At 47.0% G+C, this 15,196-nt stretch carries 15 protein-coding genes; 9 read left to right on the top strand and 6 right to left on the bottom strand.

The window, feature by feature from the left end:
- Positions 1 to 16: 16 nt before the first annotated feature.
- The 3 genes from ade to COP04_RS16695 form a co-directional block, all read right to left on the bottom strand.
- Complete coding sequence (ade, locus tag COP04_RS16705; protein WP_100489053.1) at positions 17 to 1,759, bottom strand: adenine deaminase; 1,743 nt, start codon at positions 1,757 to 1,759, stop codon at positions 17 to 19.
- A 388-nt stretch (positions 1,760 to 2,147) separates the two neighbouring features.
- Positions 2,148 to 2,825: a VIT1/CCC1 transporter family protein gene (locus tag COP04_RS16700; protein WP_100489052.1), complete on the bottom strand. Its 678-nt coding sequence runs from the start codon at positions 2,823 to 2,825 to the stop codon at positions 2,148 to 2,150.
- 252 nt (positions 2,826 to 3,077) lie between these two features.
- A complete protein-coding gene (locus tag COP04_RS16695) occupies positions 3,078 to 4,865 on the bottom strand; it encodes a M3 family oligoendopeptidase (protein WP_100489051.1) in 1,788 nt (595 codons plus the stop codon).
- A gap of 203 nt (positions 4,866 to 5,068) precedes the next feature.
- Here COP04_RS16695 and COP04_RS16690 point away from each other — a divergent pair, with 203 nt between their 5' ends.
- The 4 genes from COP04_RS16690 (at position 5,069) to COP04_RS16675 (ending at position 7,636) form a co-directional block, all read left to right on the top strand.
- A complete protein-coding gene (locus tag COP04_RS16690; protein ID WP_100489050.1) occupies positions 5,069 to 5,551 on the top strand; it encodes a low molecular weight protein-tyrosine-phosphatase in 483 nt (160 codons plus the stop codon).
- A gap of 108 nt (positions 5,552 to 5,659) precedes the next feature.
- Positions 5,660 to 6,214, top strand: a complete 555-nt coding sequence (locus COP04_RS16685) for a hypothetical protein (RefSeq protein ID WP_239984913.1) — start codon at positions 5,660 to 5,662, stop codon at positions 6,212 to 6,214.
- A gap of 33 nt (positions 6,215 to 6,247) precedes the next feature.
- Positions 6,248 to 7,108: a YihY/virulence factor BrkB family protein gene (locus COP04_RS16680; protein WP_239984912.1), complete on the top strand. Its 861-nt coding sequence runs from the start codon at positions 6,248 to 6,250 to the stop codon at positions 7,106 to 7,108.
- 81 nt (positions 7,109 to 7,189) lie between these two features.
- Positions 7,190 to 7,636 (top strand): VanZ family protein, encoded by a 447-nt coding sequence (locus COP04_RS16675; RefSeq protein ID WP_100489048.1) that lies wholly within the window; start codon positions 7,190 to 7,192, stop codon positions 7,634 to 7,636.
- On the opposite strand, the gene COP04_RS16670 is transcribed toward COP04_RS16675, so the two are convergent.
- The 3 genes from COP04_RS16670 to COP04_RS16660 form a co-directional block, all read right to left on the bottom strand.
- A complete protein-coding gene (locus tag COP04_RS16670; RefSeq protein ID WP_100489047.1) occupies positions 7,628 to 8,068 on the bottom strand; it encodes a TlpA family protein disulfide reductase in 441 nt (146 codons plus the stop codon). The genes COP04_RS16675 and COP04_RS16670 overlap by 9 nt on opposite strands.
- 105 nt (positions 8,069 to 8,173) lie before the next feature.
- Positions 8,174 to 9,388 carry an MFS transporter gene (locus tag COP04_RS16665; protein ID WP_100489046.1) on the bottom strand — a complete coding sequence of 405 codons (1,215 nt, stop codon included), beginning with the start codon at positions 9,386 to 9,388 and terminating at the stop codon, positions 8,174 to 8,176.
- An 80-nt stretch (positions 9,389 to 9,468) separates the two neighbouring features.
- On the bottom strand, positions 9,469 to 10,245 hold the full coding sequence (locus COP04_RS16660) for a carbon-nitrogen family hydrolase (protein WP_100489045.1): 777 nt from the start codon (positions 10,243 to 10,245) through the stop codon (positions 9,469 to 9,471).
- Positions 10,246 to 10,481: 236 nt separating this feature from the next.
- Here COP04_RS16660 and COP04_RS16655 point away from each other — a divergent pair, with 236 nt between their 5' ends.
- The 5 genes from COP04_RS16655 to COP04_RS16635 all read left to right on the top strand — a co-directional run bounded on the left by COP04_RS16655 (position 10,482) and on the right by COP04_RS16635 (position 15,143).
- On the top strand, positions 10,482 to 11,657 hold the full coding sequence (locus tag COP04_RS16655; RefSeq protein WP_100489044.1) for a pyridoxal phosphate-dependent aminotransferase: 1,176 nt from the start codon (positions 10,482 to 10,484) through the stop codon (positions 11,655 to 11,657).
- A 113-nt stretch (positions 11,658 to 11,770) separates the two neighbouring features.
- On the top strand, positions 11,771 to 12,550 hold the full coding sequence (locus tag COP04_RS16650) for a YfkD family protein (RefSeq protein WP_100489043.1): 780 nt from the start codon (positions 11,771 to 11,773) through the stop codon (positions 12,548 to 12,550).
- A 122-nt stretch (positions 12,551 to 12,672) separates the two neighbouring features.
- On the top strand, positions 12,673 to 12,876 hold the full coding sequence (locus tag COP04_RS16645; RefSeq protein ID WP_100489042.1) for an SE1561 family protein: 204 nt from the start codon (positions 12,673 to 12,675) through the stop codon (positions 12,874 to 12,876).
- Positions 12,877 to 12,927: 51 nt separating this feature from the next.
- A complete protein-coding gene (gene pdaA, locus COP04_RS16640; protein WP_193437430.1) occupies positions 12,928 to 13,707 on the top strand; it encodes a delta-lactam-biosynthetic de-N-acetylase in 780 nt (259 codons plus the stop codon).
- A 620-nt stretch (positions 13,708 to 14,327) separates the two neighbouring features.
- Positions 14,328 to 15,143: a RecX family transcriptional regulator gene (locus COP04_RS16635; RefSeq protein ID WP_100489041.1), complete on the top strand. Its 816-nt coding sequence runs from the start codon at positions 14,328 to 14,330 to the stop codon at positions 15,141 to 15,143.
- Positions 15,144 to 15,196: the final 53 nt, after the last annotated feature.

The raw sequence follows: 15,196 nt of genomic DNA, 5'->3' as shown, positions 1-15,196 counted from the left end.
TTGATATTAAAAGCCGTCAGCCGGCGGAAACCGGAATGTGGCAGAAGGTGCGCACATCAAACAGTCCGGTGTCTGTCAGCTTCAGATCGGGAATGACCGGAAGGCTGAGAAAGGACAAGGTCAGGAACGGGTTGAATGATTCAGAGGCCCCCAGTGCCGCGGCCGCCTGTCTTAACACCGCCAGTTTTTCCGCCACCTCTTCAGCAGCTGCGTCGGTCATTAATCCGGCAATCGGCAGGGCCAGTTCCGCCGTCACTTTTCCCTTGTTAATGACCACCATGCCGCCTTTTAGCGCCTTAAGTCTTTCAGCAGCTGCGATCATATCCGAATCACTATATCCGGTGACGACCAGGTTATGGGAATCATGGGCGATAGTTGTGGCAATTGCTCCGGATTTCAATCCAAAGCCTTTGACAATGCCCAATCCGATTGTTCCGAGGCCCTTGTGGCGTTCAATGACGGCCATTTTCAGCAAATCTTCTCTTTCAGAAGAAGAAAAATTGCCGTCCTGAACAGGCACTTTTTCAACAGTGTCACGAGTAACCAGACTGTTCGGGATGATCTCAATCACGTGCGCTTTTTGCGTTGGACCGATTTTAATCCGGAATTTTTCCGGTGTCAGCTCGGGCAGGATCAAAGGATGATCCTCAGCTTTTACAGTGTGCGCTGAATGTTTCATGACTGCTTTCCCGTTTTCAGAGACAAGTACGCCACGGACGTAGACTTTATCTATGGAGAAGCTGTCCAGGTCGTCAAGCAGCAGAAAATTCGCTTCGTAGCCCGGTGCAATTGCCCCTTTTGTGCGCAGCCCGTAGCATTCCGCAGCGTTGAGGGAAGCCATTTTGATGCAGGTAATCGGGTCGAGCCCGCTGCGGATCGCCATTCGGACGTTGTAGTCGACACTGCCTTCTGAGATCAAATCGTCTGTGTATTTGTCATCCGTGCAGAACAGGAAGCGCCTGCTGTTCGTTTCATCGACAAGCCCGATCAGCTGCGGCAGATCCTTGGCCACCGTGCCCTGGCGGATCATGATGTACATGCCGCGCGACAGGCGATCTTTCGCTTCATCAATGTTTACGCACTCATGGTCGGTTCGGATGCCGGCAGCTTTATATACATTCACCCCGTCCGCATCCAGTCCGGCCGCATGACCGTCGATCCTCCATGAATGTCTGCGGGTCATCAGCAGCTTTTCGACCATCAGCGGATCGGCGTTCAGAACGGCCGGAAAATCCATCACTTCGGCAAGCCCAAGCACATGATCATTTTCAAAAAGCGGTTCGAGATCTTCAGCGTGAAGCGTGGCACCGTTGTGTTCAAACGAAGTAGCCGGTACCGAAGAGGGCAGCATGACATAGATATCGATCAGGCTGTCCGCCGCACGTTCCAGCATAAAACGGATTCCGTCTGCACCAAGTACATTGGCAATTTCATGCGGATCGGTCACCGCTGATGTAACTCCATGAGCGGCAAGTACGCCGGCGAACGCTCCCGGCGTCAGCATTGAGGACTCAATATGCACGTGCCCGTCAATCAGGGCGGGGCTGACGATCTTTCCTTCCGCATTCAAAATCCTTTTTCCCTCGTAACTTCCCAGTCCGATAATGGTGCCGCCTGTAATCGCGATATCAGCCTCAATCAGTTTCCCGCTGAAAACGTCGACCACCTTTCCATTTTTTATCACTAAATCTGCCGGCTCTTTTTTAGAAGCCGTGCGGATACGGTGAATCAAGTCTTCGCCCTCCAAATTCAAAACCATTCTCCTCTCTGAGATGCACAACTTTTCCATCCTGAATTGTTGGCTGTCCTTTATGCAATATATAGTCATTATAGCTGAAAAATTTGCGGAAGGGGGAAGAGTAGGTTCCTCATAAAGAAAACTTGGCAAAACCAAACCTCTGGCGCAGGCTGAGCCTTAGTTGTGACGGCCTAATGCCGAACATGCCACAGGAGGACGTACTTCAGCAGGATGCGGTGACTTCGACGTTGTGCACAGGACATGCACGTTCTTAGTCGAAGATCCGATGTCTGTTCGGCCGCTTATACTATAATCAAATCAGTTAAAATTTTGTGCTTTTTTATAGAGACAAAAAAGCAATTTCCCCGCGGGCGAAGGAAATTGCCGATGATTCTATTCTGCGGTTATTTTATAAAAGATGACCGACGGTGTAAGTAATGGTCATGGTCAGCGCACCGACAATCACATTCCTGGCAATTGCCGGCCGGCTCGCCGCTCCACCCAGTTTAGCGCTGACGAATCCCGTCAGCGCCAGAGCAAGCAGAACTGCTATGACCGTAAAAATAACACGCACGGAAATCGGCATCAGGACAATGAACAGAAAAGGAAGAATCGCTCCGATCGCAAAAGAAATCATTGATGAAAATGCGGCATGCCATGGATTGACAAGATCAGCCGGGTTCACACCCAGTTCTGCTGCAGCGTGTGCGCCGAGCGCATCTTTACTCATCAGTTCAATGGCAACTTTTCTAGAAAGTTCTTCAGAAAGCCCGTTTTTTTCATAAATTTTTGCGAGTTCGTTGATTTCACCTTCATAGTCATCTTTAAGTTCGGCTTCCTCTGCAGCGACAACTGCTTTTTCTGTGTCCTTCTGTGTGCTGACTGAAACATATTCACCCCCGCCCATGGAAAGGGCACCGGAAACAAGACCGGCCAAGCCTGAAATAACCAGCGTCATCGTGTTTGTAGTTGCCCCGGCAACACCGATAACGATTCCGGCTGTTGATACAATGCCGTCATTTGCTCCAAGAACGCCGGCCCGAAGTACATTCAATTTCTGATTCATTCCGCTCTTTCCTTGTCCCATGACAGATAACCTCTTTTCATTGTTGGCATTTGCTAACTTTCTTACAGTTGAAGAGTGAAAAAAATATCTCTAATTGATAATGGTAATCATCTTCATAGCTCTTAAAACGGAACATGCTGTCATCCGTTAGGTGACAGCATGAATTATTAATTAAAATTATTATTGATTACCACTTCATCATTCTATAATCAAAAGGGTTTTTTGTCCATGCAGAGAGTTTATCTTGACGAATTTCCTGATCCGTCTTGCACATCACTCAGTTAAAGCTAAGAATTCATTCACATCCCGAAGGCAGTAGTCGAGCGCCGTACGCCAGAAATCAGGTGAAGTAAGATCTGCACCGAGATGTTTTTCAGCCAGTTGTTCGGTAGTCATTCTGCCCGTATCGCGAAGCAGCGCATCATATTTTTCAGCAAATGATTTTCCTTCTTTCAAGGCGCGTACGTAAATGCCTGTACTGAAGAGGAAGCCGAAAGTATAAGGAAAGTTGTAGAAAGGCCAATCTGTGATATAAAAGTGGAGTTTGGATGCCCAGAATGTCGGATGATAGACATCGAGCGAGTCCAAATAAGCTTCTTTTTGCGCTTGAAGCATTAAGTCATTCAGACGCTCCACACTGACCATGCCCTTTTTCCGTTCGCCATAAAAACGCGTTTCAAAAAGAAAACGTGCATGGATATTCATCAGCAGTGCGATGCTGCGTTCCAGTTTATTGCTTAGGAATGCCAGCTTCTCATCTTTAGTTTTGGCTGCCGATGCCGCAGCATCGCCGACGATCATTTCTGAAAATGTCGATGCGGTCTCTGCCACATTCATCGCGTAATGCTGGGAGAGATAGGGCAGGTTATTCATAACTGACTGATGGTAAGCATGGCCGAGTTCATGGGCAATGGTTGAAGTGTTCGCTGCTGTTCCACTGAACGTCATGAAGATGCGTGACTGGCCGGTGATCGGAAAACTCGTGCAGAAACCGCCCGGCCGCTTGTTGCTGCGGTTTTCCGCTTCAATCCAGCGGTTTTCCAGTGCATTTTTCGCAAAATCCGCCATTTTCGGGTTGAACGTTTTGAAGTTGTCAACGACAAAGCCTGCAGCTTCTTCATATGAAATTTTTTTACTGCTGCGGGTGAGTGGAGCATCGACATCGAACCAGGATAGTTTTTTCAGTCCGAGCAGCTGAGCTTTCCGGTCAAGAAATTTTACCAATTCAGGTTTATATTCGTTTGTGGTCTGCCACATCATATCCAGAGTCTCGCGGGACATGCGGTTGTAGTCCAGCGGTTCGTCCAGAACATCATCCCAGCCTCTGGCTTTATAAGCCGAAAGGCGGTAGCCTGCGACGTGGTTCAGTGTCGCGGCAAACAAGTCCCCGCTATCTGACCATGAAGATTCAAGCACTTCGAATGCTGATTTACGGATGCTGCGATCAGCATCGTCAAGCAGATTGTTTACCTGGCTGACTGAAAGTACTTCTTTTCCCTTTTCCGGATGATCCAATGGGATTTTGATTTTTCCCACCAGTGCATAGTATAGATTGCCCCAGGCGTGATAACCATCGACGGAAAGGCTGCCGATCAATTCTTCCTGCTCGGAAGGAAGTTTCTTTTTTGAAAGGTTTCTTCTCTCCTGAAGAGCGAAGCGTATCTCTTCCATTCCTGCCCCGGTCAGAATCTTCCAGTCCTCGTCCGAAATCGTACGAAGTATTGTATTCAGCAGTGTGCTGCATGAATTGAAGTCTGCGGATAAACTTTGTATGCGGTTGCTGAGTGATGTTGCCTTCTCGTCCTTCATATTTTGAGCGTTCAGGCATTCGGAAAACGCAGCCGCCTCGCCCAGTCTTTGATCCAGGTTTTCATAATTGAGCACACACTTGCGAAAATCATTGGCGCTGTCTGCAGTGAAAGGATGGGTTCTTACTTTCAGGCCTTTTTTGTAGTCCGCAATGTCATTTTCCAACTGATCCAGAAACTCTTTATAATCGGCAGAGTTGCTTCCGCCTTTGAAAATCGGATCCAGATTCCACTGCTGATTCAGTGTTTTCATTTTTATCTCCTTACTGTTTTTTTACTCATCATTGTAGCATAAGAAAACAATTTGTAATCATTCTCCGTTTTTGTTGTTCAGAAAATTAATTGTTATCATTAAGATAAAGGTTGAGGATAAATGATTCAGCATCAAGGATAGCATTTACAAAAGCAATCGTTTTCAGACCTGGCTATTCAGCGTTAAAATAAGGATGATGTAAAATGATTCGCGTACTTTTCGTTTGCCTCGGCAATATTTGCCGATCGCCGATGGCAGAGGCTGTCTTTCGCGACAAAGTCAATAAGTGTGGTGCCGCGGACAGAATCCAAGTGGATTCAGCAGGGACAGGAAATTGGCATACCGGTGATGTACCGCATCCCGGGACAAGAAAAATATTGAACAGAGCCGGAATTACATTCAGTGGCATTCAGGCGCGTACGGTTACTGCTGATGATCTGCTGCGATTTGACCAGATTATCGCCATGGATCGGATGAATGAACAGGATCTATTTCGGATGGCAGGAATTGATCCATCGACAAATAAGAAAATCAGCCGCTTTATGCAGCTGCTGGATGACCGTGGTGGAAGGGATGTACCTGACCCTTATTATACCGGCAGGTTTGATGAAGTTTATCGGTTGATCGACAAGGGGACTAACGTGTTGCTCGAAGAACTCTTGAGGGGATGGACACCGCCGTTCTAAATTTTTACAGACCCAGGCTTCTTTTTCCTCTATATTAATCAGAACCACTGCGCAGACTAAACATGTAATCCTTTAAGGATTATTTAAACTGCAAGGAGGCAGAGTCTGATGAGCATTTATGGCAGAAGCCGGATGGGCATGTTTATGCTGATCGGAGGCGTGATCGGTTGCAGTTTGTCTCTGTTTGGCCGTGAAACCCGGTCGGTATGGGGAAACCGTCTGTCAACAGCGGCGACAAACAGCGGCAAGCTGATTCAGACCGTTTACAGGCATCCGGATCAGGTTGGCCGATATCTGACAGTAACCGGAACGCGGATCAAAGGGCTTGCACGCGAAGTCTCAGAAGATTTCCAGCAGATGGTCGATTGTGCAGGCAAGGCCAGAACCAGCACAGGAAACACTTACCAATACGTGATGGAAGCCGGTAATGAAATCACGGAAATGGCTGGAAAAATCAGGCGTGCCGGACAGAATATTGCCCGTTTTGATGATCCTGTTCTGGTTGATTCGGAACAAGATGCACTGCAGCGTCTCGAGAATGAAACTTCGGTGCCGAATCCCGGAACAATGCCGAAACAGCCTGCGACGGACCGAAAGATTAAGGCATCAGGAAACAACGGCTCCAGGAAAAATCACAGCAGCCATTCGTCATTCAATCCCTAATAGAGAAAAGGGAATAATTTGGGGATGAGAAACGTGGGGAAGAGAAGAAAGCTCAAAGAAATAGAGATATTTGTTAAGTTTCTCAGCAAACGTTTTGTTGAAGATCACACAGTGGATCTGGCGGCAACATTGGCCTATTATTTTTTGTTGTCACTTTTTCCGCTTGTGATTTTTTTATTTGCCATTCTCCCATATCTCGGGCTGACACAGGAGCAGCTGATTCTGTTTCTCGGTCAGTACCTGCCGGGAGAAGTCATGTCGCTGATCAGGCAGAACCTTGGCAGCGTGTTTACAAAAAGCGGGGGCCTGCTTTCAATTGGTGTGATCGCTACCCTCTGGCCCGCGTCAGGTGCGGTGAATGCCCTAATCCGCACGCTGAACCGGGCTTATCATGTCAGGGAAACGCGCTCTTTTATCGTAATACAGGTTTTGGCGGTATGTTTAACTGTAGCCATGGTTTTTGCGATTGCGATGACACTGGCTGTAAACGTCGCTTCGGTAGCGTGGGCGGAGACGCTTTTTCACCAGCTGGGCATGCCTGATACATTCACCGATTTGTGGTCGGTGATCAGCACTTTTGTCACTTTTGCCGTGATCATTATCATCTTCGCATTTCTCTATAGCCTCGGACCTAACATGCGTTTGAAATTGAAAGACGTCATGATTGGCGCCGTGGTCGCAGGACTTGGCTGGCAGCTGGCATCCTACGCTTTTTCTTTCTACGTACGCTATTTTGGGCACTATACGTCCACCTATGGCACACTCGGCGGAATTATTATATTGATGGTCTGGTTTTATCTGACCGCTTTCACGGTGATTCTTGGCGGCCAGATTAATGCGATCTGTTATCACTTGGTCACGGACAAGAAAACAGGCTTCCAAAATGAAAAATAAGAGGCAGTCAGATGACGGAACAAGCTGGTCATGAGAAACGGCTGTGCCTCATATTTATAGCAGTACAGGGGGGCGTGCCGGTTGCTGAAAATAACAAAGAAACGACCGCTGTTTATTGTACTGTTCGTCTGTTATCTAACGACACTGCTCATCCTTACACTGTTCACGCATAATTACTATACTTACGGACAGTCCGTTAATTTAGAAATTTTCAGCAGCATCCAGCTTATGCTGAAGAGCAGAGAACCAGAATTGATACTGAAAAATGTGTTGGGGAATGTGATCCTCTTTATTCCCATGGGCGTGCTGTTCCCGCTTCTATTTTTCAAAGTGCGTTTTTTTCTTCTGACGCTATTGCTTGGGTTCGTGCTCAGCTTATTTATCGAAACGGCACAATATCTGTTTGCCGCACGGATTTTTGATATTGACGACATATTGCTGAATGTGACCGGCGCGTTAATTGGCCATGTGCTTTTTAGTATGGTACGTTTTTTCAAGAATAAGGTGTTCATTTTCTTTTCAAAATGACGTCAGCAGGCGGTCAGCAGCGCCCTGGATTCTCAGCGCCCCGCGCTCGCCAAGATGGTATTCAGCCAGATTTCCCCAACTATCAAACAGGTAGTAAGCCGGAACATAGCGATTGTCAAATGCACCGGCAATCTGACGGGTGTTGTCAATCAAGAGAGGCTCACTGATTCCGTACATCGCGCAAATGCGAGCCACTTCATTAATATCGCGATCACTTTCGGAAAGAGGCAGGTGAATTGCGACAGTATTCAAGGTGCCCGCGTACCGGTCACGGATCGCCTGGATGACCGGCAGGGCTTGCTTGCATTTATGGCAGCTGACCGACCAGAAATGAATCAGCAGCGGTTTGCCGATCAGTTCTTCCCGCGTAACAGGCCGGTTCATCCAATGAGTCGCTAATGCCAGGTCAGGCAGTATCAGAATTTTTTTCAAAAGACACTCCTCCTTGGGGCAGCCCTGTTCAGTGCCCTGCCTTAACAGGGTATGCGTCTGACCGGAAGGCGTACCGGTGGATTCGATTGATCGACCGCTTTTCTCTCATGAGCGGGCAGTCTCCGTACTCTGAGTCACGGCCGGCTGTTTCTTTCCTGTGTGGCGTTTTCGCTGGAGACTTGAGCTGAGAGAGACAATGAGCAGGATGAATGAGATGCCGAAAAAAAGGCCGCCTCTTGGAAAAGGTCTGATCAATGAGTTGCTTGCAACCGGCCCGGCCATGCATCCGATGCTGTAGCAGAAGCTCATCAGGATGTTGCCAAGCGGAATCAGCGGCCGATCAAGCATGTCACTGACATAGCTCATGCTGAGCGAGTAGAGTGAACCGATCAGCATACCTGCTGCAAGGAATGTAAAAAAAAGCCCGTAGTAGCTTGCGGACATCACTCCTGAGAGAGCGAATGCTGCCGCACCAAGTAAAGAAAGCAGAGGAAGGAGAATTTTCCGGCCAATCCGATCCCCGATCATGCCGATTGGAAACTGCGTCAGCAGTCCTCCGGCAACAAAAATCGGGAGCAGTGAAGAAACGTCATCCAGTCCAAATCCGCTTCTTAAAGCAAAAACAGGGAAGCTGTTATTGAGCGAAGCTTCCATAAATCCGTACCCGAAAGTGGCGACCAGGCCGGACCATACAGCGGCGATGGCTTGCTTGTACCGCAGTAATCCGTATTTGAGCGAATGCCCCTTCGGAGCGGTTTTCTCCGGATATTCATTTTTCAAAAGAAGAAGCGGGAGGAGAAAGACAAGACAGAGCACGGCACTGGTTATAAAAGGAACGGCTGTGCCGAAAACGAGCAAACGAACAAGCAGAGGGCCGGCGGCAAATCCAAGCCCGAAAGACAAACCATACATCGCAATATTTTGTCCCCTTTTTTTGCTGGGGCTTCTGATCGTGATCCAGGTTTGTGCGGCAAAATGAAGCATACTGTCGCCAATGCCGACTGCAAGCCGCAAAATGAACCAGAACCCTAGATTAAACCAAAGCGGGAAAAGAAAAAGTGACAGGGTGATCAACATCAATCCTGTGAACAGGAATGTTTTGTAGCCGAGTTTCTGCATAGGTTTTTCCATAAAGGGAAGAGACAGCAGCATCCCGAGATAAAGCGCGGTTGTCCCCGCACCGTTGACTATCGGCGGAACACCTTCTTTTTCCAGCAGGGATGCGATCAGTGGAAGTAGCATGCCTTCTGCAGTGCCGCAGATAAATACTGAGCCAATTAATAACGAAAATCGAAATGAGTGATAAAAACGGGAATCCATTCTGATATCCTTTCACATGTGAAATAAGCGCTCAACAAGCATCAAAAAAGCGATCTGCCGTCATCTGGATTTGTCCGGGTTTAATAAAGCTCGGGCCTGCGGTCTTCGAATATCGGAATGCGCGACCGTATAGTATCGACAGCTGAAAGATCTATATCCACCGTAAGCACGGTCTCCTCTTCACCCGCCTCGGCAAGAATTTCTCCCCACGGGCTGATCACCATCGAGTGTCCCGCAAATACATTATCCGGATCACTGCCTGCGCGGTTACAGGCGATCACATAAGCCTGGTTTTCAATTGCGCGGCAGGTAAGCAGGGTACGCCAGTGATCCAGTCGCGGTTTTGGCCACTCGGCTGGGATAAAAAGCAACCGGGCTCCCGACAGGACATGCTTCCGGATCCACTCCGGAAAGCGGATGTCATAACAAACAAAACCGGCTGCCGGAATATCGTCAATCATAAACAGCCCGTCCTGTTTGCCGGCCTCCAGAAACTTTTCTTCGTTCATTAACCGGAAAAGATGGGCTTTACTGTACTCTTTGATACGGGTGCCCTCCCTGTTGAAAACAAATAGCGTATTGAATATGCCGGACTCCGTTTTTTGGGCAATCGATCCGGCTATGACATTGGCATTCATATTTCTTGCCCATGCACCGGCGATTTTTTTTATTTTTTCACCCTCTGCGTCCGCAGTATGATCCAAATTTTTCAGATCATAGCCTGTGGTCCACAGCTCGGGCAGGATCATGACATCTGTTTTTTCTCTGAGCGTTTCACGCATCAGTTTTTCAGCGTGCCGAATATTTTTTTCCGGTTCCCCGAAAGCGATGTCTAATTGCATCAGCACCATTTTCATTTTTTCTCCTCCAATCGGCGTTCAGTTCAAAACTGTTGACGGGTTTCTTTATGGCTCTGTTAAGCTGTCTGCTGCTTTTCGCTTCACGAGATTCTTTATAAAAAAAGATTAAAATCTGAATATGCTTTACAAATTCATTTTTTTCTTCGACAATGACAGTAATTGTTTCTTTATTATTATATCTGTTGTTATATCGGTTTGAAAATGATCTTTATCAGTTAGTGAGGTGGACTTTTATGGTTAACTATCCAAAATCAAACGCTTTAAACCGGCTTCCTAAACAATTTTTTGCGCATCTTGTGGTGAAAACAAATGCGGCAGTCGCCAAGGGCTACGATGTCATCAATCTCGGGCAGGGCAACCCGGATCAGCCGACGCCGGGACATATTGTGCGTGCGCTGCAGAAGGCTTCGGAGAATCCGCTGTATCATAAATATTCACCATTCCGGGGTTATGACTTTCTTAAGGAAGCAATTGCCGCTTTCTATAAGCGCGAGTACGATGTTGATCTTGATCCAAAAACAGAGGTTGCCATTCTGTTTGGTTCGAAAACGGGGCTTGTTGAGATCGGTGAATGCCTGCTGAATAGCGGCGATACAGTGCTGATGCCTGATCCGGGGTATCCGGATTATCTGTCCGGATTCGCTCTCGCTAATCTTCATGTTGAGAAGATGCCGCTGCTAAGAGAAAATGCTTTTTTGCCGGATTACGCTTCGATGTCTGAACGGGTGCTTGATCAGGCGAAACTGATGTTCCTCAATTATCCGAACAACCCGACTGCCGCCACAGCACCGGCGGATTTCTTTGAGCAGACGGTCGAGACTGCAGCCAGACATCATATTTGTGTTGTTCATGATTTCGCTTACGGAGCACTTGGCTTTGACGGAGTCCGTCCGCGCAGTTTCCTGCAGACTGCGGGAGCGAAAGACGTCGGTGTTGAGATGTATACTCTCTCGAAAACCTATAATATGGCAGGATGGCGGGTTGGTTTCGCATTAGGGAATAAAAGCGTGATTGAGGCGATTGAACTGATTCAGGATCACTATTATGTCAGCCTGTTCGGAGGGATTCAGGAGGCAAGTGCCGAAGCGCTGCTTGGACCGCAGGATTGTGTCCGCGATCTGGTCCGCCGCTATGAAACGCGGCGCAATGCATTCTTTGATGCCGCTCATAAAATCGGATGGGATGCTGTACCTTCAAAAGGGTCTTTCTTCGGCTGGCTTCCGGTACCAAAGGGGTACACTTCTGAATCGTTTTTTGAGTATCTGCTGGATAAGGCGCATGTCGTGGTTGCTCCGGGAATCGGTTTCGGATCCCTGGGGGAAAATTATATCCGTGTCGGGTTGCTGACGGAACCGGAGCGCCTGGCTGAAGCAGCGGAACGGATCGGGGAGCTGCACCTTTTTAACTGACCGGCCTCTATTTCTGCCTTTTTGCGTCGTGCACATCCGTGCCGGCGCTTTTTTGTATTCCGGATAATTTTCATCCCCCGTGAAGAAAATAAGGAAAAAAGGAGCGATCCGATATGAAAAAAATCCTGCCTTTTCTTTGCTGTATTGCCGCTCTTCTCTGTTGTTTTCAGACCGCTGATGCAAAAGGGCCTCTGCCGGACAAATTACCTGAATCTGTGGTCGACATTTCCAAGGAGAACACGTATCCGAATCCGTCGCATGATACATCGGAACTCGTGCCCGGGGGCCGCACAAAATCATTGTTAGAAACAGCGAATGTTCCGATAGAGAATCCGACATTGATCCGGCTTCTGAATGAGTCGTCTATCCATCCTTCTAAGTGGTCGATCGGCTATTCGGCAAAAATATATCTGGGCGAGTGGCCGTTGAATTATAAGTCAAAAGAAACCTCCGTAAACTGGGAATACAAGAAAATCAATGATAACGCTGTGGACGCCCGCGGCAGTGAAAGCGGGCAGAAGCTGGTCTATGTACAAAAAGTTCAGGCAAAGATTACCGGCGGGCTGACAGCCGAGGTGCCTAAAGAAGACGAAGTCAATCAATTGATTATGGCAAAAGCTATGCAGAAAACACATTTGCCGATCTCCTTTTCAACCATCATCGGCAGCGGAACAAGGATTGATCGCCCATACCAGGTACAGGCAAAACAGATCGGTCATTTGTACGGGTATGTGCCGGCCGTCAATGAAAAAGGGAAAATCACTTACGGAGAAGTGTATTTGGTGCTCAAAGCCGGCAATGCGAACCTCGAAGTGAAGAACATTATGCAGCAAGGCATCGGTGCCTGGATGCCGATTCAGGATCATTTGTCGCTGCGTTATTTGGCACAGTAAAATTCGCATGATTTGGCTTTTGCTAATATGTTCCGCTCAAATGAGCCCAGGAGGAAAACTGTGCCCGGCAATGTGCTAAAGTAGATAAGAAATGAAGTGACACATTTGCAGGGGGCATATTTATGGGAAGAGCAACAGACTCAAAATCCGATCAGGTGGCCTATCTGAAAAACAGAATCAGACTGCTTTCTTACATGATAAATGCACTGGAATCAGATTCTGCGGGACCGGAGGATTTAAACAAGCTGCTTGGTATGCTGGATGACCTTGAAATCAAAGTCAAACGTTTTTGCGATGACTGGGAGGAAGGATTGGGCACCAAATAAACCACATAAAACATGAAGAATCGGGTCACCCTAATTGAGAGGTGATTAGTTTTGAAAAAAATAATTCTTGCGGTGCTTCTGGCCGCATCCGGATTCGTCTGGCATCCGGATGCGGGCTCAGCGGAAGACTGGTACTTTAAACCGGCAAAAAACAACCATCCGGCAACAACAGAACCGGAATATGAAGCACTGCTTAAAAAATACGATGGAATCTATATTGGAAACTCAGCGGGCAAAAATATTTATTTCACGTTTGATAACGGGTATGAGGCCGGCTATACGGCAAAAATTCTTGATACACTGAAAAAAGAAAAAGTACCGGCAGCCTTTTTTATCACCGGTCACTATATCAATGACCAACCGGAACTTGTCAAAAGAATGGTTCGCGAAGGGCACATCATCGGCAATCATTCCTGGGGACATCCGGATTTGTCGAAAATCAGCGATGAAAAATATGAGCAGGAGCTTCAGAAACTGAAGCAAGCCTACTCGAAACTGACGGGTAAAAAAACAATGACTTACCTGCGTCCGCCGCGTGGTACGTTTAGCGAGCGTTCGCTAAAGCTGGCCAAAGATGAAGGATATATCAGCGTTTTCTGGTCGGCCGCCTACAAGGACTGGCTACGTGATGAGCAACATGGTGCAGACTATGCGTATGATCATATCATGAAACGGATTCATCCCGGAGCCATTTTACTGCTTCATACAGTTTCACGCGATAATGCAGAGGCACTTCCCCGCGTCATCAAAGAACTGAAACAACAGGGCTATCACTTCAAAAGTCTTGACGATCTAATGGTAGAAAGAATTCTGTCTCCTGGGATATGGTAAAAAAATCCTTCCAATCGGAACTTGCGTGATTCAACGGAAGGATTTTTTTCTACATTGGGGCGAAATAAGAATAATATGTTAAGAATCGTAAAAAAACAACCTTATTTTTGTATATTTTTTATAAAAAAGTTAGGAACACCATCCACAGAGTTATCCACAGACTTGACATATTTTCGTAGCGCATTTTATGGATTTTCACTGGGTTGTCCACATGATCCACAGAACGTCTGAAAGTTGTCTACAAAATAAATCACAATTCGACTTTATATGCAGCACAGTATGAACAGAGTTATCCACTTACCCACAAAGTTATTGACAATCAGAAATGAGTTGACCTAACAAATTCAGAAAAGTAAATTACTTTTTTCTTTTTTCCACATATGCCGATAAAATCGATTATAATATAAGAAACTTTCCAGAGCCCCAATCCAGAATTAATGAACGGTTTGGAGAAAGCAGTTCCGATCCAAGTATTCTATAGGCGAAATGATACAATAGAGTCCGAACGTCCATAGATGTCCTATTTTTTTTCAAAGATATGTTATGATTACTATGTGTAAGAGCCTGTTCGAAAAGGTAGCTTTTGGAACACCTCTATAAAGGGCGAGAGGATGAGAACGATGCCGGTGATCATCCAGATCAGAGCGGATGAAAAAGAGAGCGGATTTTATAACATTGATATTGCTCAAGATGATGGGCAGACCATGACGCTGAATATCCATGAGGATGTTCTGGTGCACGATGAGCTGCGCAAGGGGCTTTCTCTTTCAGACGGCCAGCTGAACAGGCTTCGCCGGGAGGCGGAAGGTATACGCGCCTATCACGCAGGACTGCGTTATCTTTCGTATCGTATGCGCAGCGTTCATGAAATGAAAGAGTATCTGGGGAAAAAAGAATTCAGTCCGGGGCAGATTGCCTTTGCACTTCAGCAGCTTAGAGACGAAAAATTGCTGGATGATCAGGCTTTTGCCGAATCATTTATCCGGACAAGAATCCAACTTTCAACAAAGGGACCGCAAATGATTTATCGCGAATTACTCCAGGCTGGTGTGGATCAGGAAATTGCCGCAGAATCGGATACTCTTTTCCCGGAAGACGATCAGCTTGATCATGCAAGAAAGTACCTGACGAAGCAGCTCGCATCAGTCAAAAATAAAAAATCTTCTGTAGAAGCAAAACAGGTTCTTTCACGGTTGTTGATGCAGAGAGGCTATTCCCGGAAAATTTCAGATCAGGTGATCGGCGAGCTTGAGTCATTTCTTGAAGAAAATGAAAAGAGTGCACTCGCTTATCAAGGTGAAAAAGCAATGCAGAAATTCAAAAAATTTAACGGATCCGAATTTACTCAGAAGGTGAAGGCCTATTTGTATAGAAAAGGGTTCCCAGCCGATGCAATCATGTCTTTTATAGAAGAACGGACAACAGGAAATTTGTAGGTCCTGTTCAAAGGGGTGACCTTCTGATCATGGTTGTGCCATTATGAAACGGG

It is taken from the genome of Sporolactobacillus pectinivorans, assembly GCF_002802965.1.
GTDB classification, from domain to species: Bacteria; Bacillota; Bacilli; order Bacillales; family Sporolactobacillaceae; genus Sporolactobacillus; species Sporolactobacillus pectinivorans.
Note: the sequence above shows the minus strand (reverse complement) of the source record. Positions and strands in the feature narration are given on the sequence as shown.